The organism is Bradyrhizobium sp. USDA 4541, assembly GCF_024171085.1.
Taxonomy (GTDB): Bacteria; Pseudomonadota; Alphaproteobacteria; order Rhizobiales; family Xanthobacteraceae; genus Bradyrhizobium; species Bradyrhizobium australafricanum.
Window position 1 is genome coordinate 7,745,357 of the sequence record NZ_JALJZF010000001.1, and the last position, 25,017, is coordinate 7,770,373.

The following is a 25,017-nucleotide window of genomic DNA, read 5'->3' on the forward strand; positions in this document are numbered from 1 at the left end:
ATGACGGCAGAGCAAGCGGCTTGAGGTGAGAGGCAGGAACGAGCTTACCTGTCCTCCCCTACCCCTTCACGTCCTGCTTTTCGGATGCCGTGGTCGGCTTGCCCTTGGCGCCGGCACCGGTGACGCGGACATGGTCGCCGTCGGCGAGGCCGTCCGGCGGGGCGGTGATGATGCGATCGTCGGGCGCGAGGCCGGTTGCGATCTCGATCTCCTTGCCGAGGTCGCGGCCGATCTTCACGGTCTTGAACAGCACCTTGTCGTCAGGACCGACGGTTGCGACCCGCAGGCCACTGCTGTTGAAGATCAGCGCGCTGGCGGGAATGCTGAGCGGCGTGGATTCGCGCTGCAGATTGAGCTTCACGCTGGCATAGCTGCCCGGCATCAATTCGCCGGAGGAGTTGTCGAGCCCGAGTTGCATCCGCGTCGTGCCGGAGGCGACATCGACCGCCTGCGAGGAGGCTTCCACCGTCGCCTGGAAGGTGCGGTTCGGGTAATCCGGCAGCGCCAGCGTCGCCTTAGCGCCGATCTTGATCGCCGGGACGTAGTTCTGCGGCACGTTGACATAGACGCGCAGCTTGGTGATGTCCGAGATCGTGAACATCGCCGGGCCCGAGTTGCCGCCGGCGTTGATCAGCGCGCCGACGTCGGTGTCGCGCGAGGTCACCACGCCGTCGAACGGCGCCGTGATCTTCTTGTATCCGGCGAGCGCTTCCAGCCGCTCGACATTGGCCTGGCCGGCCTTGACCGCACCGTTCTTGTTGGAAAGGTCGGCGGTGCGCTCGTCGATCTCCTGGGCGGAGACGAAGTTCGAGGCCACCAGCGTCTTGCGCCGGTTCAACGTGGCCTCGGAGAGCTTGGCCGAGGCCTGGGCGCTGGCGAGATCGGCGCGCGCCTGCAGCAATTGCTGGTCGAGGTCGGGCGCCTCGATCTCGGCGATCACCTGGCCGGCCTTGACGCGGGCGCCGATGTCGGCGTCCCAGTTCTTGAGATAGCCGGACACCCGGGCATAGATCGGCGCGCGGGAATAGGCCTCGAGCCGGCCCGGCAAGTCGATCGTGGGGCTCAGCGCCTTGGCATTGGGCAGCGCCACCGCGACGGTCGGAATGGCCTGGTCGTCGGTCCATTCCTTCAGCCGCGTGTCCTGTTCCTCACGGGCGCGGATCCCGGTGCCGACGATCAGGCCCGCCCCTACCAGGGCCACCACGCCGAAGATGCCCAGCTTCCGGCGTGAGACCGGGGGGCGCTTTTCAGTGGGCGGCATGCGGAATCTCCGATGAGGCGGCGGCTTTGGCGCCTTGCTTCTTGTGTACCATACTGAATACCACGGGAACAAACATCAGCGTCGCGAAGGTGGCGAAGATCAGGCCGCCGATCACGGCCCGGCCCAACGGCGCGTTCTGCTCGCCGCCCTCGCCCAGCCCCAGCGCCATCGGCGCCATGCCGATGATCATGGCAAGCGCGGTCATCAGCACCGGGCGGAACCGGACGAAGCCGGCTTCCAGGGCCGCCGCGACGGGATCGCCGAGTTCCTCATAGCGCTCGCGGGCGAAGCTGATCACGAGCACGCTGTTGGCCGTCGCCACACCCATGCACATGATGGCGCCGGTGAGCGCCGGAACCGACAGCGTGGTCTCCGTCGTGAACAGCATCCAGACAATGCCGGCGAGCGCAGCGGGCAGCGCCGTGATGATCACGAACGGGTCCGACCAGGACTGGAAGTTCACGACGATCAGGAAGTAGATCAGCACGACGGCGCCGAGCAGGCCGAACAAGAGGCCGGTGAAGGCCGAGTTCATGGTCTGCACCTGGCCGAGCAGCACCACGGACGAGCCCTTCGGCACCTCCTTGGCAGTGTCGGCGATCAGCTTGCGCACGTCGGTCGCGACGCCGCCGAGATCCCGGCCTTGCGTCGTGGCGTAGATCTGCACCAGCGACTGGATGTCATATTGCGACACCACCGCACTCGAGGTCGCGCGCTTGATGTCGGCGATGCCGCCGAGGATCGGTGCCTGGGTGTTGCCGGTCGCGGTGATCGGCAGGGTCTGCAGCGCGCTCAGCGAGTCGATCTGGTATTGCGGCGTCTGCATCACGATCGAATACGACACGCCGTTATCGGGATTGAGATAATAGGTCGGCGCCACCTGCGAGGAGCCGGCGAGGTTGACCACCAGCGAGTTGGTGACGTCGCGCTCGGTCAGGCCGACATATTGCGCGCGGGTGCGGTCGACATCGATGTTGAAGGTCGGGTTGTTCGGCGACTGCTGGATCCGCGCATCGGCGATGCCGGGGATGCGCTTGATCCCGGCCAGCAGCTTGTTGGCATAGGCGAAGTTGGCCTCGAGATTGGCGCCGCGGATCTGCAGGTCGATCGGCGCCGGCGCGCCGAAGTTCAGGATCTGGCTGACGATGTCGGCCGGCAGGAACGCGAAGTTGGTGCCCGGGAACAGCCGCGGCAATTGCTCACGCAGTGCGCGGACATGCTGTTCGGTCGGCTTGTGGCCTTCCTTGAGGCGGATCTGGATGTCGCCGTCCTGCGGACCGATCACGCCGGTGTTGTTGTAGGTCATGTTGATGCCGGAGATCGGCATGCCGATGTTGTCGGTCATGGTCTCGATCTCGCCGGGCACCAGCTTGCGGATCGCCTTCTGGATGTCGGCGAGCTGGTTGGCGGTCTCCTCGACGCGGGTGCCGACCTGGGTGCGGACATGCATCAGGATGTTGCCGGCGTCGACCGACGGGAAGAAGTTGCGCCCCAGGAACGGCACCAGCAGGAACGACGCGGCGACCACCGCGAGGAAGCAGCTCACGAACACCGTGCGATGACCGAGCGCCATCGCGAGCAGGCCGCGATAGCCGGCGCGGATGCGCTCGAACCGCGCCTCGAAGCCACGCTGGAACCAGACCAGGGGATTGCGCGACTTCGGCGGCGCGCCCTCGTGATGCACATGCGCCTGCAGCAGATAGTTCGCCATGGTCGGCACCAGGGTGCGCGACAGGATGAACGACCAGATCATCGCGAACATCACCGCTTCGGCCATCGGCACGAACAGGAAGCGCGCCACGCCGGTGAGGAAGAACATCGGCACGAACACGATGCAGATACAGAGCAGCGAGACGAAGGCCGGCGTCACGATCTGGTTGGCGCCGTCGAGGATCGACTGCTCGACCGGTTTGCCCTGCTCGAGGTGATAATTGATGTTCTCGATCGTCACCGTGGCGTCGTCGACCAGGATGCCGACCGCGAGCGCGAGGCCGCCGAGCGTCATGATGTTCAGCGTCTCGCCGATCAGGGACAGCATGATGATGGCGCCGAGCACCGACAGCGGGATCGACACCGCGATGATGACGGTCGAGCGCCAGCTGCCGAGGAACAAGAGGATCATGATGCTGGTGAGCAGCGCGGCGATCACGCCCTCGAAGGCGACGCCGGTGATCGCGCCGCGGACGAACACCGACTGGTCGCCGATGAAGCCGATCTTGAGCGCATCCGGCATCTGGTCCTTGACCTCGATCACCTTCTGCTTGATGCCGGAGATGATATCGAGCGTCGAGGTGGCGCCGGCCTTCAGCACCATCATCAAGACCGAGCGGTTGCCGTCGACATGGACGATGTTGGTTTGCGGCGGATTGCCGTCGCGGACCGAGGCGACGTCACGCACATAGACCATCGCGCCGTTGACCTGCTTGATCGGCAGGTCGCCGAGCTCCTCGAGCCGCAGCGGCGAGTTGTTGAGGTTGATGGTGTATTCGAAATTGCCGATCTTCTGCGTGCCGACCGGCGTGATCAGATTCTGCGCGGCGAGCGCGTTGGCGACGTCCTGGCCCGACAGGCCGCGCGCCTGCAGCGCGGTCGAATTGAGATCGATCTGGACCTGGCGCTGCTTGCCGCCGAACGGATACGGGATCGCCGCACCAGGCACCGTGACCAGCGGCGTGCGCAGCTGGTTGATGCCGATATCGGCGAGGTTCTGCTCGGTCAGTCCCTCGCCCGACAGCGCGACCTGGATGATCGGAACCGTCGAGGCGCTGTAGTTCAGGATCAGCGGCGGCGTCGCGCCCGGCGGCATCTGCTTGAGCAGGGTTTGCGAGATCGCGGTGACCTGCGCATTGGCGGTGCGGATGTCGACGTTGGGCTGGAAGAAGATCTTGATGATGCCGACGCCGTTATAGGAATTGGCGACGATGTGCTCGATGTCGTTGACGGTCGTGGTCAGCGCGCGCTGGAACGGCGTGGTGATGCGGCCGGACATCTGGTCCGGCGGCAGGCCGGTGTACTGCCAGACCACGCCGATCACGGGGATGCGGATGTCCGGGAAGATGTCGGTCGGCGTGCGCAACGCCGCCAGCGGTCCGATAATCAACAGCAGGATCGCGAGCACGACGAAAGTATATGGCCGGCTCAGCGCGATACGGACCAGTGCGATCATAAAACAAGCGTTCCCGAAATGAAGCCCGCCCAGGCAGAGGAATCGACATTGCAAAAGCCGTTCCGTAGCGGCCGATTTACCCGATGCCGGGCAAAACGCCAACCCGCGGAGCCGCGGCGGCTTTCACTTCCTCGGCATAGTGCGTGAGGCTGCGCGCTCCGAGCGACCATGCCGGGCGCAGTGCCGCCGATCGCGTGCGGATCATCGTCAAAAAGAGACGGCTCTGCTGCGAATGCGAGCCGGCCGAGGATGCTATTTCGGCCGACGCGAGGTTAACGCATCGCTGCTCTGCGAAAATGTAAAACGTGGTGGGCCGGGTCAGCCCACCACGTCGGCATCGGTTAGGCGAAGGATGGCGGCCGCCCGAGCGGCGCCGCCGGATCAGGCGGCGCGGACGGCGTCGAGGAACTTGCTGACCTCGAGCTTGAGGCGGCTGCTGTCGCCCGAGAGCGATTGGGCCGCCGACAGCACCTGGCTCGACGCCGAGCCGGTCTCGTTGGCGCCATGCTGGACGTCGGTGATGTTGGCCGAGACCTGCTGGGTGCCCTGCGCCGCCTGCTGCACGTTGCGGGAGATTTCCTGCGTCGCCGCGCCCTGCTCTTCGACCGCGGCCGCAATGGTGGACGAGATTTCCGACAGCCGTTCGATGGTCGAGGAGATTTCCTTGATCGCGCCGACCGACTCCTGGGTCGCGGTCTGGATGCCGGCGATCTGCTGGCCGATCTCGCCGGTCGCCTTGGCGGTCTGCTCGGCCAGCGCCTTCACCTCGGACGCCACCACGGCGAAGCCGCGGCCGGCGTCGCCGGCGCGTGCCGCCTCGATGGTGGCGTTCAGCGCCAGCAAATTGGTTTGGCCGGCAATGGTGTTGATCAGCTCGACGACGTCGCCGATCCGCGCGGCGGCCTTCGACAGCTCGCTGACGCGATCGTTGGTGGTGCGCGCCTGGCCGACGGCATCGCCGGCCATCCGTGCCGACTCCTGCACCTGGCGGCTGATCTCGGTCACCGACGACGACAGCTCCTCGGTCGCCGACGCCACCGACTGGACATTGGTCGAGGCCTCCTCGGACGCCGCGGCAACCGAGGTGGTCAGCTCCTGCGAACGCCGGGCGGTCGACGACAGCGTGCCGGCGGAGGCTTCGAGCTGGGTCGAGGCCGACGACACGGTCTGCACGATCTCGCCGATCATCTGTTCGAAATTGCGGGTGATGGTGTCGACCCGGCGGCCGCGCTCGATCTTGGCTTCGGCGTCGGCAGCCGCGGCTTCATCGGCCGCCTTCTTGGCGACCAGGGCTTCCTTGAACACCTGCAGCGTATCGGCCATCGCGCCGATCTCGGTCTTCTCGCCCTGATGCGGGACGTTTGCGGTCAGGTCGCCGCGGCCCAGCGCCTGCATCGGGCTCACGATCGAGGCGATGCCGGCCGAGACGTCGCGGATCATCAGGAAGCTGACGCCGACGCCGACGATGATGGCGGCGCCAAGGATCATCGCAAGCAGCATGACGGCCGACGCGTAGCTGTTTGCCGCCTCCTGCGCCGCCTTGTCGGCGCCGGCATTGTTGAGCTCGATGTCCTTGCGCAGGATCTCGTCGGCCTCGAGGCCGATCTTGTTGACGGTCTTGGCGTTCAGCTCATGCGCATCGTGCGGGGCCTTGCCGACATCCCTGCGCGACAGCGCCATCACCTCCTCGGTTCCCTTCTTGTAACGGGTCCAGGCATCGACCCATTGATCGTAGAGCGCGCGCTCCGCGGGGGTCGCGATCAGCGGCTCGTAGATCGCGCGGACCTTGAGGTTGGCGTCGACCACCGAGGTCAGGGTCTTCTCCTGCGCGAGCTTGTCCTCTAGCGTCTCGGACAGCATGTGCTCGCGGATCACGTTGCGATAGGTGATGACGCCGGCGCGCAGATCGCCGAGCGCACGCACGCTCGGCAGCCAGCTCGTCGTGATGTCGACAGTGTTGGCGTTGATCGACCGTAAATTCACGACCGCGAGCAGGCCCATGCCCGTCATCGCGACAAGCAGGAACGCAACCACGGCAATAATCTTGGCGCGGATCGAGAATTTGGCGAACATCGTGGGGGTCTCTTGATATCGGGCTCGCGAAGCCCGATCGAATGGCTGGGGGCGTGGCGGGACGCCGCAGACATCAAAGCCAGCCCCCCTCCTTAAGTAGGGTTAATTTGGTTCCCCGTTGAACTACGGAGGCGCTCTTCGACACCGTGGCATGATGCGCGCCAGCCGCATCAAGGCATCAACACGAGCGCATCCGAGAAAAACTCCGGCCCGCCGAAATTGCCTGATTTCAGGGCAAGCACCATCTCGCCTCTCCCGGCGCCGACCGCTCGCAGAACCGGCACGCCGGCGGCGATTTCCGCACCGACCAGGAATCCAGGAATGCGCAGGCGATCGACCACGGCGCCCGAAGTTTCACCACCGGCGACCACCAGCCTGTGCACGCCCGACTGCACCAGACCATCCGCGATGTCGGCCATCGCCTGCTCGATGGCATGCCCGGCTGCATCGCGACCATGACGGGATTGCACAGCTGCCACCTGATCCGGGGTCGAGCTGCTCGCAATCAGGATTGGCCCCGCCCCGAGCCGGTCTCTGGCCCAGGCGAGCGCACGCTGCGTTTCGTCCTTGCCGGCGACCACCTGCTCGGGATCGAGGTGCAGGACCGGCATCACTTTCTCGGCGTTTGCGATCTGGCGCAGGGTCGCCTGCGAGCAACTGCCGGCAAGGCACGCCGCCGGGCCGCCGACCGGCGTCGCCAGCATCGCATCCGCGCTGTCCGGTTTGGCCTTGCTCGCGGCGACCAGCGCCCGCGCCAGGCCAAGCCCGATCCCGGAAGCGCCGACTGAAAGACGGTGATCCAGCGCGACCTGCCCGATGGTCTCGAGGTCGCGGTCGAACACCGCATCGACGATGGTGGCGCCGATGCCGCTTTGCGTGAGCTCGGCGAGCTTTGCCCGGACGGCGTCCGCGCCACGGCTCAGCGTCGCCAGATCGACCAGGCCGACCTTGGTCGTGCTTTGCCGCGCCAGCACGCGAACCAGATTGGAATCATGCATCGGGTTGAGCGGGTGGTCCTTCAGCGGACTCTCGTTCAGCGGCACCGAGCCGACGAACAGATTGCCCTGGTAGACGGTGCGGCCGGTCTCCGGGAATGCCGGAGTCACCAGCACGATGGCATCCCTGGAATCGGCGCGCAGCGCGTCCATCACGGGGCCGATGTTGCCGGCATCGGTTGAATCGAAGGTCGAGCAGATCTTGAACAGGATATGTTTGGCACCGCGGCCGCGCAGCCAGGCCTCCGCTGCGCGCGAACGCGTCACGGCGAGGCCGGCCTCGATCGAACGGCTCTTCAGCGACACCACGACGGCGTCGACCTCGGGCAGCGCGAGATCGTCCGCAGGCACGCCGATGGTCTGCACCGTGCGCAGGCCGGCGCGGGTCAGCGTGTTGGCGAGGTCGGAGGCGCCGGTATAGTCGTCGGCGATGCAACCGAGAGACAGTTTTCCGGCTCGCGTCACGGCTTCACTCCGGCATAGGGCTTGAACCAGGCGAGACCGTCGGTGGTCTTGCCGCGCGGATTGTACTCGCAGCCGACGAAGCCGCCGTAGCAGAGCCGGTCGAGCTCGCCGAACAGGAACGGATAGTTCAGCTCCTCGCCGTCGGGCTCGTTGCGCGAGGGGATCGACGCGATCTGGACGTGGCCGATGATCGGCATCATTTCACGCAGCCGCATGGTGACGTCGCCATGGATGATCTGGCAGTGGTAGATGTCGAACTGCAGCTTCAGGTTCGCGATACCAAGCTCGTTGATCAGATCGCGCGCGAAGATGAAGTCGTTGAGGAGGTAGCCGGGCACGTTGCGCGGATTGATCGGCTCGATCACGACGTCGAGGCCGTGCGGCGCGAAGAACTCTGCGGCATGGGCGACCGATTTGCGAAACGCGGCGACCGCCCTGGCATCGCTGCGGTCGGCTATTCCCGCCATCAGATGCACCCGCTTGACGCCGGTCGCCTGCACATAGGGCAGCGCGGTCTTCAGGCTTTGCTGGAGGTCGGCGAAACGGTCCGGCAGCGCGGCAAACCCCTTCTCGCCGGCGTTCCAGTCGCCCGGCGGCAGGTTGAACAGCGCCTGCGTCAGCCCATTGCCATTCAGCCGCTTGCCGACCTCCTCGGCCGGATGGTCGTAAGGAAACAGGAACTCGACCGCGGTGAAGCCCGCCTTCGCGGCCGCCTCGAAGCGATCGAGGAACGGGACCTCGTTGAACATCATGGTGAGGTTGGCGGCAAAACGGGGCATTGCAGGATCCTCTTATTTCTCGCCTGGAAGCTTGGTGCCGGTAACCTGCGCATACATCCGCGCCACCGACGCATCGTCGTCGCGGCCCATGCCGGCGGCCGCGGTCATCAGGAACATCTGCAAGGCCGCGGCCGAGACCGGCACCGGGAAGCGTGCATTGCGCGCCATGTCCTGGATGATGCCGAGGTCCTTCACAAAAATTTCGACGGCGCTGCGCGGCGCATAGTCGCCGTCGAGCACATGCGGCATGCGGTTCTCGAACATCCAGGAATTGCCGGCGGAGGCGGTGATCACCTCATAGACCTTGCGGATGTCGAGCCCCTGCTTGGCGGCGAAGGCGATCGCCTCGGAGGCGGCCGCGATATGCACGCCGGCCAGCAGCTGGTTGATCATCTTGAACGCGGCGCCCTGCCCCGCGGCATCGCCGAGCTCGTAGAGCTTTGCCGCCATCGCATCCAGCGCCGGCCGCGCCTTCGCAAATGCCGCGGCGCTGCCGGAGGCGAGAATCGTCAATTCGCCCTGCGCCGCGCGCTGCGCGCCGCCGGAGATCGGGGCATCGAGATAGTGCCGGCCGGTCGCCTCGAGCTGCTTTGCGAGGCGCCGCGCGATATCAGGGTCCATGGTCGCCGAGGAGATGAAGACCGCGTCCTTGGCCAAGGTCTCGGCGACGCCGTCCTTGCCGAACAGGATCCCTTCAGTCTGCGCCGCGTTGACGACGACGCTGACGACAATGTCGGCATCCCGGGCCGCCTCGGCCGGCGACTTGGCGCCCTTGCCGCCGTCGGCGACGAAGCGCGCCACCGCATCGGCCGTGACGTCGCAGCCGGTCACCTCGAAACCGGCCCGCCTGAGTGAGGTCGCCATGCCGTATCCCATCGAGCCCAGCCCGATGACGGCGACACGTGATGTTGCGGAACTGGACATTTGGCGATCCCTGAACATTTTTAGTTGTTTGAGCATGACCTTTTCGGAAAACCGGCTGCCACTTTGCGCCAGCGCGGCCTTCCGGGCCCGGTTCATGCTCGTTGCTGCTTGCCTATCACGGCTTGGCCGCGCTGCCAAAGCATGAGACAAAGCGGAAAACGGATAGCGCCAAAGATGGCGCGGCGAGCGAAACCGGATGAGCGAAACAAAGCTTCGTGAGGACATCTGCCGCTTCGGCCGCTCGCTGTTCGAGCGCGGCCTGACGCCGGGCTCCTCGGGCAATATCAGCGTCCGACTCGCGGACGGCGGCTGGCTGGTGACGCCGACCAACGCCTCGCTCGGCTTCCTCGATCCGGCGAAAATGTCGCGGCTCGACGGCAACGGCCGGCTCGTCTCCGGCGACGCCCCGACCAAGGAAGTGCCGCTGCACACCGCGCTCTACCAGACGCGCGCCTCCGCCGGCGCCGTGGTGCACCTGCACTCGACCCATTCGGTCGCGCTCTCGATGCTGCCCGAGATCGACCCGCGCGCCGCGCTGCCGGCGATGACCGCCTATTACGTCATGAAGTGCGGCCAGACCGCGCTGGTGCCCTATTATCGCCCCGGCGATCCGGCCGTTGCCGACGCGATCCGGGGACTGGCCGGGAAATATTCATCGGTGCTGCTCGCCAATCATGGGCCCGTCGTGTCGGGCGATACGCTGGAAACGGCGGTGTTCGCGACCGAGGAGCTGGAGGAAACCGCAAAGCTCTATCTGCTGCTGCGCGGCCTGAACCCGCGCTATTTGTCGCCCGACCAGGTGGCGGATTTGACCAGGACGTTCGGGCTCGTGCTGCCGGATCACCCTCACTAGATCAAGCGGAGGATCGATATGCGGAAGACAGTCATGATGAGGTTCACAGGCTTGGCGTTAGCGGTTCCGTTCGCCGTCGGCCTTGCGGCGTCGGACGGACGGACCGAAGAGACCTTGCAAGGCATGCTGGCAACCCAGCTGCGCGCGCAAGGCTATGCCTGCGACAAACCGCTCAAGGCCGAGCGGGACGACAAGCTCTCGAAGCCCGACAACGAGGCCTGGACGCTGACATGCAGCAACGCGACCTACCGCGTCAGCCGCGTGCCGGACCTCGCCGCCAAGGTCGAGAAGATCGACGAGGGCAAGTAGGCTGCGTGGGCTGGATCAGTAGCCCGCATGAGCGCAGCGATATGCGGGACGCCCCGGATGTCGCTGCGCTCATCCGGGCTACGGGCTGGATTGCGCGCACCACATACACTGGCGTCATCCCCGCGCAAAGGCAAAGCCCTTGTCGCTGGAGGTGCGAGCGTGGAGATATTCCGTCGCTACAGCCCCAGATACGCCTTGCGCACGTCGGGATTGCCGCTGATCTCGGCGGCGGTGCCCTGCATCAGCACGCGGCCGGTCTGCAGGATGTAGGCGCGGTCGGCGATCTCGAGGCACTCGGCCATGCGCTGCTCGACGATCAGGACCGTCATGCCGGCGTCGCGGATGCGCTTCACGGCCTGGAATATCTCGTCGACCAGTTTCGGCATGATGCCCTGCGACGGTTCGTCGAGCATCAGAAGCCGCGGCCGCGTCATCAGCGCGCGGCCGATCGCAAGCATCTGCTGCTCGCCGCCGGACAGCGTCTCGGCGCGCTGGTCGAGCCGTTCGCCAAGCCGCGGGAACAGCTTGAACACCAGATCGAGCGGCGCGTCGCGGTCAGACTGACTGCGGTAGAGATAGCTGCCGAGGCGCAAATTGTCGCGCACCGAGAGCCGCGGAAACAGCCGGCGGTTCTCCGGCACGTAAGCAATGCCGCTTGACGTGATGACGTGCTGCGGCTGGCCGTCGATGCGCTTGCCGTCGAAGGTGACGGTCCCTGCGCGCGGCCGCTCGGCGCCGGCGATCGATTTCAACAGCGTCGACTTGCCCGCGCCGTTGGCGCCGGCGACGCAGACGATCTCGCCCTTGGTGACGTCGATCGACACCGAGGAGATCGCGACCAGGCCCTGATAGGCGGTGGTGACTTCACGCACCGACAGCATGACGATCCCCGAGATAGGCAGAAATGACTTCCGGATTGCGGACGACCTCAGTCGGCTTGCCCTCGACCAGCACCTTGCCGAGATTCAGCACGATGGCGCGATCGACCAGCGGCATCACGATCTCCATCACATGCTCGACCATCAGCACGGTGATGCCGGCGGCGCGGACCTTCCGCACCAGCTCGACGCCGGTCTGCGCCTCGACCGGCGTCAGCCCGGTGAGGACTTCGTCGAGCAGCAGCAGCTTCGGCTCGGTCGCGAGCGCGCGGGCCACCTCGAGCCGGCGCTTCTCCGACGGCACGAGGTCGGCGGCGAGCTTGTCGGCGCGCGCGGCAAGGCCGCAGAACTCCAGCACCTCGTAGGCCTTCTGCCGCGCGATGCGCATCTTGGTGTTGCGGATCAGCGCGCCGACGATGACGTTGTCGATCACGGTCATGGTCTCAAAACTCTTGACGACCTGGAAGGTACGCCCGACGCCGCGCTGGCAGCGTTCCGCCGCCGGCAGCTTGGTCACGTCCTCGCCGTCGAAGATGATCGAGCCCTGGCTCGGCGGCAGCACGCCCGCGATCAGGTTGAACAGCGTCGACTTGCCGGCGCCGTTGGGGCCGATCAGGCCGACGATCTCGCCGCGCCCGACCGAGATCGAGACATCGCTGTTGGCGACGAGGCCGCCGAAGCGCTGCCATACTCCGCGCGTTTCCAACAGCGCCGTCATCGTGCAGCTCCCTTGCGCAGGGAGAACACGCTGACCAGTCCGCGCGGCAGCGCCAGCGAGATCACGATGATCAGCGTGCCGTAGACGATGAGGTCGACGCCGCGCCCGGAGCCGCCGATGAACGAGCGCGTCAGCTCGGTGAGCGGAATCAGGATGACCGCGCCCAGCACCGGGCCCCACAAGGTGCCGATGCCGCCAAGCACCGCAGGCAGCGCCATCAGCAGCGAGAACTGGAAGCCCATCACGCTTTCAGGATCGATGTAGGAGACGAACTGGGCGTAGAAGCTGCCGCCGACCGCAACGAGGAAGGCCGAGACCGCCGCCGCGCCCATCTTGGAATTGAACACGACCACGCCGAGGCTTTCGGCGGCATCGGGATTGTCCTTCACGGCGCGCCACCAATAGCCCCATTTGGAATCCTCCAGCCACCAGGTGACGAACCAGGCGATGCAGGCCAGCGCCAGCGCAAAGTAGAAGTAAGGCAGCTTCGAGCGCGTGAACTGGAATTTCAGCCAGCTGTCGCCGCGCACCGGGATGTCGATGCCGAGCGCGGCGCCGGCCCAATCCCAGTTCTGGATCAACAGCAGCGCGATCTCGGCGATCACGATGGTCGCGATCACGAAATAATGCCCGCGCAGGCGGAAGCAGGGGTAGCCGAGCGCCATCGCGATCAATGCGGAGATCGCCCCGCCCGCCAGCATGCCGAACCACGGCAGCACGCCGAACTTGGTGAACAAGAGCGCGGTGGTATAGGCGCCGAGCCCGAAATACAGCGCATGGCCGAGCGAGATCTGTCCGCAATAGCCGGACAGGATGTTCCAGCTCTGCGACAGCGCCGCATACATCAGCGTCAGCACCATGATGTTCTGGACGTAGACGTCCTTGACAAACAGCGGCACCAGCGCGGCGATCACCGCGAGGCAGGCCGCCACGATCAGGTCACGCCTGCGGCGTTGGGCGAACTGGGTGTCCATCACATCGATCCGAACAGGCCACGCGGGCGGATGAAGACGACCAGCAGGTAAACGGCATAGATGCCGACCGATTTCAGCGACGGCGGCAGGATCAGCGCGGTGGTCGCTTCCACCAGGCCGACGATGATGCCGCCGGCAAAGGCGCCGAATACGCTGCCGAAGCCGCCGAGCGCCACGGTGACGTAGGCGATCAGGGCGAACGACGCGCCCACGTCGGGGTAGACGTAGAAGAAGATCGCCATGATGGCGCCGGCGAGGCCGACCAGCGCCGCACCGAGGCCCCAGCCGAGCGCGAACACGCGGTTCTTGTCGATGCCGACCAGCGCCACCGCGCCGGCGTCTTCGCGCGTCGCCTCGAGCGCGCGGCCGAAATCGGTGCGATTGATGAAGAAGTAGAGCGCGACGAAGGCCGCGATCGACAGCATCGCGCCGATCAGCTGCGGCTCCGGCAGATAGATGCCGGCGATCGACACGGTCTTGCCGCCGACCCAGGAGTTGGTCACGCTGCGGTAGTCGGGCGTGAAGAAGAACTGGGCGAGGCCCCGCATCACGATCGCCAGCCCGAAGGTCGAGAAGATCTGCACCATGCCAGCATTGGCCTTGGCGCGCATCGCGAAGCGGACGATCAACAGATAGACCACCGCGCCGAACACGAACAGCGCCGCGGCGACCAGCGGCGCCGAGAGCAAGGGATCGATCGCGAAGAACGCGAACAGGAAGAAGGTCGCGTACATCGCGATCATCAGGAACTCGCCGTGCGCGAAATTCACGACGTCCATCAATCCGAAGATCAATGCGAGGCCTGCGGCGATCAGTCCGTAGAGCAGCCCCATCAACAGGCCGCTCGCCAAACTCTGGATAATGGTCTCGGCTGTCACCGTCGACGCTCCATGTTCCGACCATTGTCTTTAGCCCCCGTCATTGCGAGGAGCGAAGCGACGAAGCAATCCATGCTTCCTTTTCGCGGAGACGTGGATTGCTTCGCTTCGCTCGCAATGACGGAACATGCGAGACTCTGAATGATGTCTTCGGCTGTCACCGCCGTCTGCCCCCTCAATAGCGTTTTCGAGCGAAGTGGATACCGGTTCGCGCTAGGAAAACGCGTCGCAACAAGAATCCAGAGCTCCGTTCCGATACGATCGGAACGGACGCTCTGGCGCCCGACCGATCAGCTGTTCATCGGCCAGATCGCCTCGGAGACGGCGGCCTGTTCCGGGAAGATCGTCACGAAGTTCTTCGCGGAGTACTGCAACAGCACCGGATCGGCGAAGTTGTTCTGACCCATCTCGTCGAACTTGACGCGCCGCCACGGCATGATGGTCTGATCGCCCGGCATGTCGGTGGCGACCAGCGCCTCGCGGATCTTCTCGCCGTCGGTCGACTTGGCGCGGTTGATGGCGTCCGCCATCACGATCAGGCCCATGAACTGGCGCGACGAATAGTCGTTGAAGTCCTTGCCCGACTTGGCGCGGTACATCTCGTTGATGAGACCGACCATCGGACGCTTCTGCGCCAGGTCGAGCGAGAAGCTGCCGCGCGAGATCACGCCCTCGAGCTTGTCGCCGACCGCGTCGTAGGTCGCCTTCTCGGAGAAGCCGGCGTCCTGCGCCATGATGTTCTTCGGCTTGTAGCCGAGCTCGGCCATGGTCTTGACCAGGAGGATCGCGTCGGTGGTGTAGCTCGACGGCATCAGCACGTCGGCATTCGCCGCCTTGAGCTGCTGCACCTCCGCGGTCAGCGACGGCGAGTTGGCGCGGTACTTGATGTCGGCCACGATCTTGTAGCCGCGCTCGCCGGCGAGCTTGGTCTGCGCGTTCGCCGAATCGGTGCCGAAGATGGTGTCTTCGTGGAACAGCGCCAGCGTCTCGATCTTCTGGCCCTTCTTCTTCATCGCATCGAAGAAGTCGAACATCGCGGTCGAGAACATCTCGTCATGCGGCGAGGCGCGGAAATAGTATTTCAGGCCGCGCCGATGCAGGCTCGGCGAGGAATTGTCGGCCGAGAGGAACGGAACGCCGTAGCGCTCGCAGATCTGGCTGACGGTGACAGCGACCGCGCTCTGATAGGTGCCGATCACGGCGCAGACCTTCTCCTGCGTGATCAGGCGCTCGGCTTCTGCGCGGCCCTTTTGCGGATCGGCCTGGTGGTCGGCGAATACGAGCTTGACCTTGGCGCCGCCGAGGCCGGACAGGCCCTCGCCCTTGGCGAGCGGCAATGCGAAGTCATAGTTCTTGTTGATGATGTCTGCCGCGGTCTCGAACGCGCGCTGCGCATCGACGCCGATCTGGGCGCTGGCGCCCGAGAGCGGATAGATCACGCCGATTGCCACTTCACTGGTCTGCGCGCGCGCGGCCATCGGACCGAGCGCCGCGGCGGCAGTGGCACCCAGCAACACGTTACGGCGAGAGATCGTCATCGAAATTTCCCCTTGGTCAGCTTGTTATTATCGATGTGACGCTTGTAGCGCGCAGTAAAGCCTCAATGAATTGCACGAATTGCCTATTCAGAGCACAGCGAGCTGCTTGTTCCTGAGATCGGTCACCAGCATCAGGCCCGGCGAATGCGTGATCGCGAACGGCAGCTTCGCACTTGCGATCACCGATTGCGGCGTGACGCCACAGGCCCAGAACACCGGGATCTCGTCATCGGCGACCGGTACCGCATCGCCGTAGTCGGGCTTGGCGACATCATTGATGCCGATCGCATGCGGATGGCCGAGATGGACCGGCGCGCCATGCACCGACGGGAAGCGCGAGGTGATCTGCACCGCGCGGATCGCATCCGCCGGCTTGAACGGGCGCATCGACACCACCATGGGTCCAGCGAACGGCCCCGACGGGCTGCAGGCGATATTGGTGCGGTACATTGGCACACGCAGATTGCGTTCAATGTGACGGATCGGCAGGCCCTCATCCAGCAGCGCCTCCTCGAACGAGTAGGAGCAGCCGAGCACGAAGGTGACGAGATCGTCGCGCCAGTATTTGGTGATGTCGGTCGGCTCGTCCGCCACCTCGCCGTCGCGCCAGACCCGGTAGCGCGGCACGTCGGTGCGGATGTCGAGGTCGAGGCCAAGCGAGGGAATGCGGGGATCGCCGACGTCAGACATGCCGATGATCGGGCACGGCTTCGGATTGAGCTGGCAGAAGCGGTGGAAGGCGCCGGCGAGCTTTTCCGGCAGGATCGCGAGATTGCCCTGGACGAAACCGTTGGCGAGACCGGCTGTGGTGGCCGAGGCCACGCCGTCACGGCAAGCGCGGCGCGCTTCGACGCTCGCCAGCACTGGCTCCCCCTGAGATCGCTGCACTGCCGCAAAAACAGTCATGGGATTCTCCTGCCCATAATCTCGACAAGGACAAACCAACACCAAGCGTGATATAATGTCTAATCGTCCTTTCTAATCAAAATCGATAAAGCAGATTTATCGATCGGGAAAATGCTTCCAATGACGGACTTCCGCTCGATCGAGACATTTCTCTGGGTCGTCAAGCTCGGCAGCTTCCGCGGCGCCGCCCAGCGGCTCAACACCACCCAGCCGGCGATCTCCCAGCGCATTGCCCAGCTCGAGCGCGAAATGGGCGTCAAGCTGCTCAACCGCGACCACCGGGTGGCCTCGCCCACCCCGAGCGGGCGGCTGATGATGATCTATGCCGAGAAGCTGATCGGCCTGCGTTCGGAGATGATGGCCGAGGTCGGCGACCGTTCGGCGATGCGCGGCGCGCTGCGGCTCGGTGTCGCGGAGACCATCGTGCACACCTGGCTGCCGCGCCTCGTCAAAAGCGTCAACGAGGTCTACCCGAACCTGTCGCTGGAGATCGAGGTCGACATCACGCCCAATCTGACGCAGCGGCTGCTGGCGCAGGAGATCGAGCTCGCCTTCGTGCTTGGACCGGTCTCGGCGTCCGGCGCGCACAACCACGTGCTGTGCGATTACCCGATCGGTTTCCTGGCGAGCCCGGCGCTCGGCCTCGGCGACGGCCCGGTGGCGCGGCAGGACCTGGCGCGGTTTCCGATCATCACCTTTCCGCGCAAGACCCAGCCCTACGAGACCGTACGCGCGCTGTTCAACGCCCCCGATCTGCCGCCGATCCGGCTGCACGCCTCGACCTCGCTCGCGACCGTGATCCACATGGCCAATGAAGGGCTTGGCATCGCGGTGATCCCGGCGGCGATCGTCGAGAACGAGCTTGCCGACGGGCGCTTGCTGCTGCTCGATACCGACCTCAAGCTGCCGCCCCTCACCTTCACCGCGAGCTGGCTCGCCTCGCCCGATGCGGTCGCCATCGAGCGCGTCGCCAATCTCGCCAGGCAGATCGCGCAGACGAGCGTGGCGGTTGACGGCGCGAGAGTGGCGCGTCATTGAACGATTGCCGGAGATGAACTGTCATTCCGGGGCGATGCGCGAGCATCGAACCCGGAATCTCGAGATTCCGGGTCTGGTCCTTCGGACCATCCCGGAATGACCGAATACAAATGGAATGTCAGCATGAGCCGAGCCGCCACCAACCTGCAGATCGATTCCGCCCGCCTCTGGGGCACCATCCACGAAACCGCGCAGTTCGGTGCAACGCCCAAGGGCGGTGTGCGGCGGCTGACCTTGAGCGCCGAAGACAAGCAGGTGCGCGACTGGTTCCGCAAGGCATGCGCGGACGCCGGCCTCGAGGTGCAGGTCGACGCGCTCGGCTCGATGTTCGGGTTGAGGAAAGGACGGGATATGTCGAAGCCGCCGATCGGCGTCGGCTCACATCTCGACACCCAGCCGACCGGCGGCAAATATGACGGCGTGCTCGGCACGCTGGCGGCGCTCGAAATGGTGCGCACGCTGAACGATGCCGGGATCGAGACCGAGCTGCCGATCTGCATCTGCAACTGGACCAATGAGGAAGGCTCGCGCTTTGCGCCGGCGATGATGGCCTCGGCCGCCTATGTCGGCGATTTCACCACCGACGACATCCTGTCGCGCAAGGACGCCGAGGGCGTCACGGTGGCGCAGGCGCTGGACACGATCGGTTATCGCGGCGACGCCCCCGTCGGCCGCCAGAAGTTCACCAGCTTCGTCGAGCTGCATATCGAGCAGGGTCCGATCCTGGAGGCCGAGAACAAGACCATCGGCGTGGTCGATTCCGGCCAGGGCGTGTTGTGGTACGACGGCAAGATCACCGGCTTCGAGAGCCACGCCGGCTCGACCCCGATGCCGCTGCGCCGCGATGCGCTGGCGACGCTGTCCGAGATCGTTCTGGCGATGGAGAGCATCGCGAAGAAGCACGGCCCGAAGGCGGTCGGCACCATCGGCGAGGCCGTGATCGCCGCGCCCTCGCGCAACGTCATCCCCGGCGAGATCACCTTCACGGTGGATTGCCGCAGCGCCGACGCTGGGATCATGGATGCGCTGGATCGCGACCTACGTGCCGCTGTGAGCGAGATCGCAGCAAAGCGCAAGGTCGAGGTGCGGCTTGATCTCGTCTGGCGCAAGGCGCCGACGCACTTCGATCCGAAGCTGGTCGACGCGGTCGAGAACGCCGCCAAGCAGCTTGGCTATTCGCACCGCCGCATCACCTCGGGCGCCGGCCACGACGCCTGCAACCTCAACACGGTGATGCCGGCAGCAATGGTGTTCGTGCCCTGCAAGGACGGCATCAGCCATAATGAGCTGGAAGATGCCAAGCAGACAGATTGCGCCGCCGGCGCCAACGTCCTGATGCATACGGTGCTGGCGCTCGCCGGCGTCGCGTCCTGATCATCATTTCTCCTCATCGGATGGAGGCTTTCGTGCGCGCAGTGTTTGTCGACGCCAATGAATCGCTTGCTGTCATCACGGAACGACTGGAAAAGCCCGGCGATCCCAGGATGCGGATCAACCGCAACCCGGACATCAAGTCCGAGGACTATCCGGCGGTGCTCGACGGCGCCGAGATTGCGGTGGTCGACCACACCGCGCTGCCGACCGATGTTGCGAAGAAGTGCGCCGGCCTGAAGCACGTCGTGTTCCTCGGCACCGGCGCGCGCAGCTACATGAACCCGGAAGAGCTTGCCGAGCTCGGTATCTCCGTGCACCTGATCAAGGGCTATGGCGACACCGCGGTCGCGGAGTCAGCGATCGCGCTGATGTGGTCGTCGGCGCGCGTGATCGCGCAGATGGACCGCGAGATGCGCGCCGGCAACTGGCTGCGAGAGGACGGCATGCAGCTCACCGGCAAGACACTCGGCCTGGTCGGCTTCGGCGGCATCGCCGCCGAGGTCGCCCGCATCGCACTCGGCAGCGGCATGAAGGTGATCGCCTGGAACCGGTCGGCCAAGAGCCATCCGGGTGTCGAATTCGTCGATCTCGACACCGTGCTGGCGAGCAGCGACGTGGTTTCGATCCACCTGCTGCTGAATGACGAGACCCGCGGCCTGATCACGCGCGACAAGATCGCGAAGATGAAAAAGGGTGTGGTGCTGATCAACACCGCGCGCGGCGCGATCGTCGACGAGCTGGCGATGATCGATGCGCTCAATTCGGGCCACATCCGCCACGCCGGCCTCGACGTCTACAACATCGAGCCGCTGCCGAAGGATCACCCGCTGACCAGGATCCCGAACGTGACGCTGTCGGCGCACTCCGCCTTCCGCACGCCCGAGGCGAGCGAGAATTTGATCCACGCGGCGTGGGAGCACTGCCGAAGGATCGTGAAAGGGTAATTTCACCGTCGTCCCGGCCAAGCCAACGGGTCGGCGCAAAGCGCCGCCCGATGACAAGCTCCGCGCGAGCCGGGACCCATAACCATCACTGCCCATTGTCACGAAGGCTGGGGGCACAGCGAGCCCCAACAACGAGACCCTGTGGTTATGGGTCCCTGCTTTCGCATGGACGACAGTGGCCGTAGGGTGGCTAACCCGCCCTACGCAGATTGCGAAGCAATCAATAACGACGTCGTCCTGGACAAGCGAGCGTAGCGAGCGCGATCCAAGACCCATTACCACCGGCCTGCGTCATCGCGCAGGGCGGTGGTCAGACCCAGCAACACAACAAGCACTCGGGGTAATGGGTCCTGGCTTTCGCCAGGACGACCCCGTGCTTGACGGCGCAGCCTAATCCACCATCTCCGCGACGGCCTTGCCGCATGCCGTGGTGTCGGCATTGCCGCCGAGATCGCGCGTGCGCAGCGTGTGTTCGCCGAGCGTGCGCTCGATCGCGCCGACGATCGCAGCCGCCGCCTGCTTCTCGCCGAGATGCTCCAGCATCATCGCGCCCGACCAGATCATGCCGATCGGGTTGGCAATGCCCTGCCCGGCGATGTCAGGCGCCGAGCCATGGACCGGCTCGAACACCGAGGGGAAGTCGCCTTCCGGATTGATGTTGCCCGACGGCGCGATGCCGATCGTGCCGGTGCAGGCCGGGCCGAGATCGGAGAGGATGTCCCCGAACAGGTTGGAGCCGACCACGACGTCGAACCAGTCCGGATGCAGCACGAAGTTCGCGGTCAGGATGTCGATGTGGTATTTGTCCCACTTCACGCCGGGATATTTCTTGGCCATCGCCTCCACGCGCTCGTCCCAATAGGGCATGGTGATGGAGATGCCGTTCGACTTGGTCGCCGAGGTCAGATGCTTCTTCGGCCGCGACTGCGCCAGATCGAACGCAAATTTCAGGATGCGGTCGACGCCGGTGCGGGTCATCACGGTTTGCTGGGTGACGAATTCGCGGTCGGTGTCCGGGAACATGCGGCCGCCGACGGACGAGTATTCGCCCTCGGTGTTCTCGCGCACCACCCAGAAATCGATGTCGCCGGGCTTGCGGTTCGCCAGCGGCGACGGCACGCCGGGCATCAGCCGCACCGGGCGCAAATTGACGTACTGGTCGAACTCGCGGCGGAATTTTATGAGCGATCCCCACAACGAGATATGGTCGGGTATTTTCGCCGGCCAGCCGACCGCGCCGAAATAGATCGCATCATGCTTGCCGATCTGGTTCTTCCAGTCGGCCGGCATCATCTCGCCGTGCTTCTCGTAATAGTCGTAGGAAGCGAAGTCGAAATGGTCGAACTTCACGTCGACGCCGTGCTTCTTGGCCGCCGCCTCGATGACGCGCAGGCCCTCCGGCATCACTTCCTTGCCGATGCCGTCGCCGGGAATGACCGCAATCCGATACTGCTTCTTTGCGCTGCTCATCGAGAACACCCTTGTGATTTGCCCGGCCGGCAATGCCGCCTATTCTGATGGTCCTGCAATGGACCAAACTTTGCGCGAGCGCAACGCTGCAGTGCAGTGTTGAAGGCGGCGCGACCCTGCCCCACCAAATTCGCCGACACCCACTCCTCATACCAAGCGAGACATCCCATGGATCTGCATCTGCGCGGCAAGCGTGTCCTGATCACCGGCGCCTCCAAGGGCATTGGCGCGGCCGCCGCCGAAGCCTTTGCCGAGGAAGGCGCCAACCTCCTGCTCGCCGCCCGCAACGGCGACCAGCTCAAGGCGCTCGCCGAGCGGCTGCGCTCCGCGCACCAGATATCTGCCGCGACCAGCGTGGTGGATCTGCGCAAGTCCGAGGATCTCGCGCGCCTCGCCGGGGAGGCCGCCGACATCGATATCCTTGTCAACAATGCTGGCGATATCCCCGGCGGCTCGATCGACAAGATCGACGAGGCGACCTGGCGGCATGCGTGGGAGCTCAAGGTGTTCGGTTACGTCAATCTGACGCGCGCGATCTACGCCCAGATGAAGGCGCGCGGCGGAGGCGTGATCGTCAATGACATCGGCGCGGCCGGCGAGAAGTTCGACGCCAATTACATCTGCGGCAGCGCCGGCAATGCCGCGCTGATGGCGTTCACCCGCGCGCTCGGCGGCAAGAGCCTCGCCGACAATATCCGCGTCGTCGGCATCAATCCCGGCCCGGTCGGGACCGACCGCCACGTCACGCTGCTCAAGACCCGCGCCAAGAACCAGTTCGGCGACGAGAACCGCTACAAGGAATTCCAGAAGGGCCTGCCGCTCGGCCGGCCCGCACATGCACGCGAGATCGGCGACCTGATGGCGTTCCTCGCCTCCGACCGCGCGGGCTATACGTCGGGCGTGATCTACACGGTGGATGGCGGGCTGACGTCGGGATGGGGTTAGAAATCGCCCCTTCGCTTGTACCGCCGTCATCCTGAGGAGCCGCGCGTAGCGCGGCGTCTCGAAGGATGGGCCACGGGCTGCGCCATCCTTCGAGGCTCGCCGAAGAGGCTCGCACCTCAGGACGACGCCGTCCGCTCGAACAGCTGCCGGATCAGCGTCGTGATGCGGCCCTGCGGCGCCAGCATCTGGTTCATGATAGAGAAATGATCGGCGCCGGCGATCTCCTCATAGGTCACCGGCAAGCCGTAGCGGGCGCGATGGCCGGCGAAATCGGCGGTCTGCTTGCGCAGCAGCGGCAATTCGGCGCTGCCGACTACCAGCGACAGCGGCTTTGCCGTGCCGCCCTCCGCCATCATCGGCGAGTTGCGCCGCGACGCCGCTTCGTCGAGCCTCAGCTTTTCGTTGAGGTAGGAATGCCTGATCGGCTCGAGGTCGTAGATGCCCGAGATCGCCATGCCGGCCCGGACATGGCCGTTCGACAGCGCCATCGATGTCAGATGTCCGCCGGCCGACCAGCCCGACACCACGATGCCCTCGGCAGCGGCCCCGAGCGCGGGCAACTGCCCGGCCAGAAAGTCGATGCCGGCATGGATCTCGGCGACGATCTCGTCGAGCGTCGCATCCGGCGCCAGCGTATAGCCGATCAGCGCGACATTGATGCCGTGGACCATCGGCCCCTCGGCGAAGGTCGTGAACACTTCCTTGGCACGGGTCTGCCAATAGCCGCCGTGGATGAACAGCAGCGTCGGCGCGCCGTCGCGAACTTTCAGGAAGTCGATCCGGTTGCGCTCGCGCGAGCCGTATCTGAGGTCGAGACGGCCGGCGTGCTTTTGCCGCAGTGCCGCCGAGCGTTGCTCCCAGCCGGCGGCGATCTCGGCGCTGCCCTTGACGGCAACGCCGTTGTTCAAGCCGAGGTCACGCTCCTGCTGGCTCATCGCGCGCCAGTCCAGCGCGGAAAACAACGCTGCCATCCCTGTCCCTTCGGTTCTCGTCGCATTGCCACGACGGCAGGAAATGTTCTACAGCACAAGCAAACAGAAGGCATAGGAGCAACGGCGCATGGCTGATCAGGGCTTGGTGAAGGAAACGGCGTGTGCCGTCGTCGAGAAGCTGAAGGCCGGTGACGTTACGCCGCTCGATCTGCTCGACGTGCTGGAGACGCGCATCGCCGAGGTGGACGGCAAGGTCAACGCACTGCCGACGCTGTGCTTCGACCGCGCCCGCACCCACGCCAAGGCCCTGATGCAGAAACCGGTCAGCGAGCGCGGCCTGCTCGCGGGCCTTCCGGTTCCGATCAAGGACCTCACCGCCGTCTCCGGCGTGCTGACCACGCTGGGCTCGCCGATCTTCAAGGACAACGTCCCGGCGAAGTCGGACATCCTGGTCGAGCGTCTCGAAGAGAATGGCGGCGTGATCTACGCCAAGTCGAACACGCCGGAATTCGGCGCCGGCGCCAACACCTTCAACGAGGTGTTCGGCCCGACCCGCAATCCCTGGGACACATCGCGCTCGGCCGCCGGCTCCTCCGGCGGCGCCGCGGCGGCACTTGCGAGCGGCACCGCGTGGCTGGCGCACGGCTCCGACATGGGCGGCAGCCTGCGCAACCCGGCGAGCTTCTGCGGCATCGTCGGCCTCCGGCCGTCGATCGGCCGCGTCGCGCAGACGCCGAAATTCGGCGTCGACCGCACGCTCGGCCAGCAGGGACCGATGGCACGCAATGTCGAGGACCTCGCGCTGCTGCTCGACGCGATGAGCGGCGAGCATGCCGCCGATCCGCTGTCGCTGCCCGCACTCCCGACGTCGTTCCTGTCGGCGGCGCGGTCAGGCAGCAGGCCGAAGCGCATCGCCTATTCGCCCGATCTCGGCATCACGCCGGTCGATCCCGAGGTCAAGGCGGTGACCCGCAAGGCGGCGGAGCGGTTCGCGGCAGCCGGTGCGATCGTCGAGGAGGCGCATCCCGATTTCAGCGAAGCCCATGAATGCTTCCACGTGCTGCGCGCGTTCGATTTCGCAATCAGCAAGGCCGAACTGCTGCGCACCAAACGCGATCTGCTGAAGCCCGAGGTGATCTGGAACATCGAGGAAGGGTTGAAGCTCACGGTCGAGAAGCTCGAACGCGCCGAGGCGCAGCGCGTCGCGATGACGGCGCGTGCGCTCGAATTCTTCGACAAGTACGACCTGCTGCTGGCGCCCGCGACCATCGTGGCGCCGTTTCCGGTCGAGAACCGCTATGTCGCCGAGTGCGACGGCAAGAAGTTCGACAACTACGTCGAATGGCTCGGCATCGTCTACGCGATCACGCTGGCCTGCTGCCCGGCGCTGTCGCTGCCCTGCGGCTTCACCGCCTCGGGCCTGCCGGTCGGCCTGCAGATGGTCGCAAAGCCGCGCGCCGAGGCGCAGCTTCTGGCCGGCGCGAAAGTGCTGGAGGACATTCTGGGCGTGCGCGGCACCACCCCGACCGATCCGCGGCCGCCGCGATCCTGACCCTTATGGTGGAGAGGCGGGCGATACCCTCCACTTCGTCATTGC

21 protein-coding genes are annotated in these 25,017 nt (G+C 65.4%); 7 read left to right on the top strand and 14 right to left on the bottom strand.

Annotated elements, in window-relative coordinates:
• Positions 1-58: 58 nt before the first annotated feature.
• From J2R80_RS37250 to ltnD, 6 genes are all read right to left on the bottom strand, one after another.
• Positions 59-1,261, bottom strand: a complete 1,203-nt coding sequence (locus tag J2R80_RS37250; protein ID WP_057017653.1) for an efflux RND transporter periplasmic adaptor subunit — start codon at positions 1,259-1,261, stop codon at positions 59-61.
• Positions 1,248-4,427 (bottom strand): efflux RND transporter permease subunit, encoded by a 3,180-nt coding sequence (locus tag J2R80_RS37255; protein ID WP_253640330.1) that lies wholly within the window; start codon positions 4,425-4,427, stop codon positions 1,248-1,250. Before J2R80_RS37255 ends, J2R80_RS37250 begins: the two co-directional genes overlap by 14 nt.
• 381 nt (positions 4,428-4,808) lie before the next feature.
• Positions 4,809-6,500, bottom strand: coding sequence for a methyl-accepting chemotaxis protein (locus J2R80_RS37260; protein ID WP_057017651.1), 1,692 nt, complete (start codon positions 6,498-6,500; stop codon positions 4,809-4,811).
• 170 nt (positions 6,501-6,670) lie between these two features.
• Complete coding sequence (otnK, locus tag J2R80_RS37265) at positions 6,671-7,960, bottom strand: 3-oxo-tetronate kinase (protein WP_057017650.1); 1,290 nt, start codon at positions 7,958-7,960, stop codon at positions 6,671-6,673.
• Positions 7,957-8,739, bottom strand: a complete 783-nt coding sequence (otnI, locus tag J2R80_RS37270) for a 2-oxo-tetronate isomerase (RefSeq protein WP_253640331.1) — start codon at positions 8,737-8,739, stop codon at positions 7,957-7,959. Before otnI ends, otnK begins: the two co-directional genes overlap by 4 nt.
• A 12-nt stretch (positions 8,740-8,751) precedes the next feature.
• On the bottom strand, positions 8,752-9,888 hold the full coding sequence (ltnD, locus tag J2R80_RS37275; protein WP_375162622.1) for an L-threonate dehydrogenase: 1,137 nt from the start codon (positions 9,886-9,888) through the stop codon (positions 8,752-8,754).
• On the opposite strand from ltnD, the gene J2R80_RS37280 reads away from it, so the two are divergent.
• Together J2R80_RS37280 and J2R80_RS37285 are read left to right on the top strand one after the other, a co-directional pair.
• Positions 9,860-10,516, top strand: a complete 657-nt coding sequence (locus tag J2R80_RS37280; protein WP_057017647.1) for an aldolase — start codon at positions 9,860-9,862, stop codon at positions 10,514-10,516. The two genes, ltnD and J2R80_RS37280, sit on opposite strands and share 29 nt — an antisense overlap.
• Before the next feature lie 33 nt (positions 10,517-10,549).
• Positions 10,550-10,825 carry a hypothetical protein gene (locus J2R80_RS37285; RefSeq protein WP_229190449.1) on the top strand — a complete coding sequence of 92 codons (276 nt, stop codon included), beginning with the start codon at positions 10,550-10,552 and terminating at the stop codon, positions 10,823-10,825.
• 176 nt (positions 10,826-11,001) lie between these two features.
• Here J2R80_RS37285 and J2R80_RS37290 read toward each other — a convergent pair whose 3' ends face one another.
• The 6 genes from J2R80_RS37290 to J2R80_RS37315 all read right to left on the bottom strand — a co-directional run bounded on the left by J2R80_RS37290 (position 11,002) and on the right by J2R80_RS37315 (position 16,717).
• The gene (locus J2R80_RS37290) at positions 11,002-11,706 is read right to left on the bottom strand and encodes an ABC transporter ATP-binding protein (RefSeq protein ID WP_018270525.1); all 705 of its coding nucleotides are present in this window, start codon (positions 11,704-11,706) and stop codon (positions 11,002-11,004) included.
• On the bottom strand, positions 11,690-12,421 hold the full coding sequence (locus J2R80_RS37295) for an ABC transporter ATP-binding protein (protein ID WP_253640332.1): 732 nt from the start codon (positions 12,419-12,421) through the stop codon (positions 11,690-11,692). The genes J2R80_RS37290 and J2R80_RS37295 overlap by 17 nt, the downstream gene beginning before the upstream one ends.
• Positions 12,418-13,395: a branched-chain amino acid ABC transporter permease gene (locus J2R80_RS37300; protein WP_253640333.1), complete on the bottom strand. Its 978-nt coding sequence runs from the start codon at positions 13,393-13,395 to the stop codon at positions 12,418-12,420. The genes J2R80_RS37295 and J2R80_RS37300 overlap by 4 nt, the downstream gene beginning before the upstream one ends.
• The gene (locus J2R80_RS37305; RefSeq protein WP_026192487.1) at positions 13,395-14,273 is read right to left on the bottom strand and encodes a branched-chain amino acid ABC transporter permease; all 879 of its coding nucleotides are present in this window, start codon (positions 14,271-14,273) and stop codon (positions 13,395-13,397) included. The genes J2R80_RS37300 and J2R80_RS37305 overlap by 1 nt, the downstream gene beginning before the upstream one ends.
• A gap of 290 nt (positions 14,274-14,563) precedes the next feature.
• Positions 14,564-15,811, bottom strand: coding sequence for an ABC transporter substrate-binding protein (locus J2R80_RS37310; RefSeq protein ID WP_141339423.1), 1,248 nt, complete (start codon positions 15,809-15,811; stop codon positions 14,564-14,566).
• A gap of 87 nt (positions 15,812-15,898) precedes the next feature.
• Positions 15,899-16,717, bottom strand: coding sequence for a putative hydro-lyase (locus J2R80_RS37315; protein ID WP_253640334.1), 819 nt, complete (start codon positions 16,715-16,717; stop codon positions 15,899-15,901).
• A gap of 120 nt (positions 16,718-16,837) precedes the next feature.
• Here J2R80_RS37315 and J2R80_RS37320 point away from each other — a divergent pair, with 120 nt between their 5' ends.
• The 3 genes from J2R80_RS37320 (at position 16,838) to J2R80_RS37330 (ending at position 20,073) form a co-directional block, all read left to right on the top strand.
• Positions 16,838-17,755, top strand: a complete 918-nt coding sequence (locus J2R80_RS37320; protein ID WP_057017643.1) for a LysR family transcriptional regulator — start codon at positions 16,838-16,840, stop codon at positions 17,753-17,755.
• Positions 17,756-17,878: 123 nt separating this feature from the next.
• Entirely contained in the window at positions 17,879-19,129 is a 1,251-nt protein-coding gene (locus tag J2R80_RS37325; RefSeq protein ID WP_253640335.1) for a Zn-dependent hydrolase, read from the top strand.
• Positions 19,130-19,161: 32 nt separating this feature from the next.
• Positions 19,162-20,073, top strand: coding sequence for an NAD(P)-dependent oxidoreductase (locus J2R80_RS37330; protein ID WP_076827234.1), 912 nt, complete (start codon positions 19,162-19,164; stop codon positions 20,071-20,073).
• Positions 20,074-20,463: 390 nt separating this feature from the next.
• Here the strand turns inward: J2R80_RS37330 and J2R80_RS37335 are convergent, their stop codons facing one another.
• Complete coding sequence (locus tag J2R80_RS37335; RefSeq protein ID WP_253640336.1) at positions 20,464-21,543, bottom strand: tartrate dehydrogenase; 1,080 nt, start codon at positions 21,541-21,543, stop codon at positions 20,464-20,466.
• Between the two features lie 168 nt (positions 21,544-21,711).
• Between J2R80_RS37335 and J2R80_RS37340 the strand changes: the two genes are divergently transcribed.
• The gene (locus J2R80_RS37340) at positions 21,712-22,488 is read left to right on the top strand and encodes an SDR family oxidoreductase (protein ID WP_057017642.1); all 777 of its coding nucleotides are present in this window, start codon (positions 21,712-21,714) and stop codon (positions 22,486-22,488) included.
• 116 nt (positions 22,489-22,604) lie between these two features.
• Here J2R80_RS37340 and J2R80_RS37345 read toward each other — a convergent pair whose 3' ends face one another.
• Positions 22,605-23,459: an alpha/beta hydrolase gene (locus J2R80_RS37345; RefSeq protein ID WP_253640337.1), complete on the bottom strand. Its 855-nt coding sequence runs from the start codon at positions 23,457-23,459 to the stop codon at positions 22,605-22,607.
• Positions 23,460-23,547: 88 nt separating this feature from the next.
• On the opposite strand from J2R80_RS37345, the gene J2R80_RS37350 reads away from it, so the two are divergent.
• Positions 23,548-24,972, top strand: a complete 1,425-nt coding sequence (locus J2R80_RS37350; protein ID WP_253640338.1) for an amidase — start codon at positions 23,548-23,550, stop codon at positions 24,970-24,972.
• The last annotated feature ends 45 nt before the right edge of the window (positions 24,973-25,017 follow it).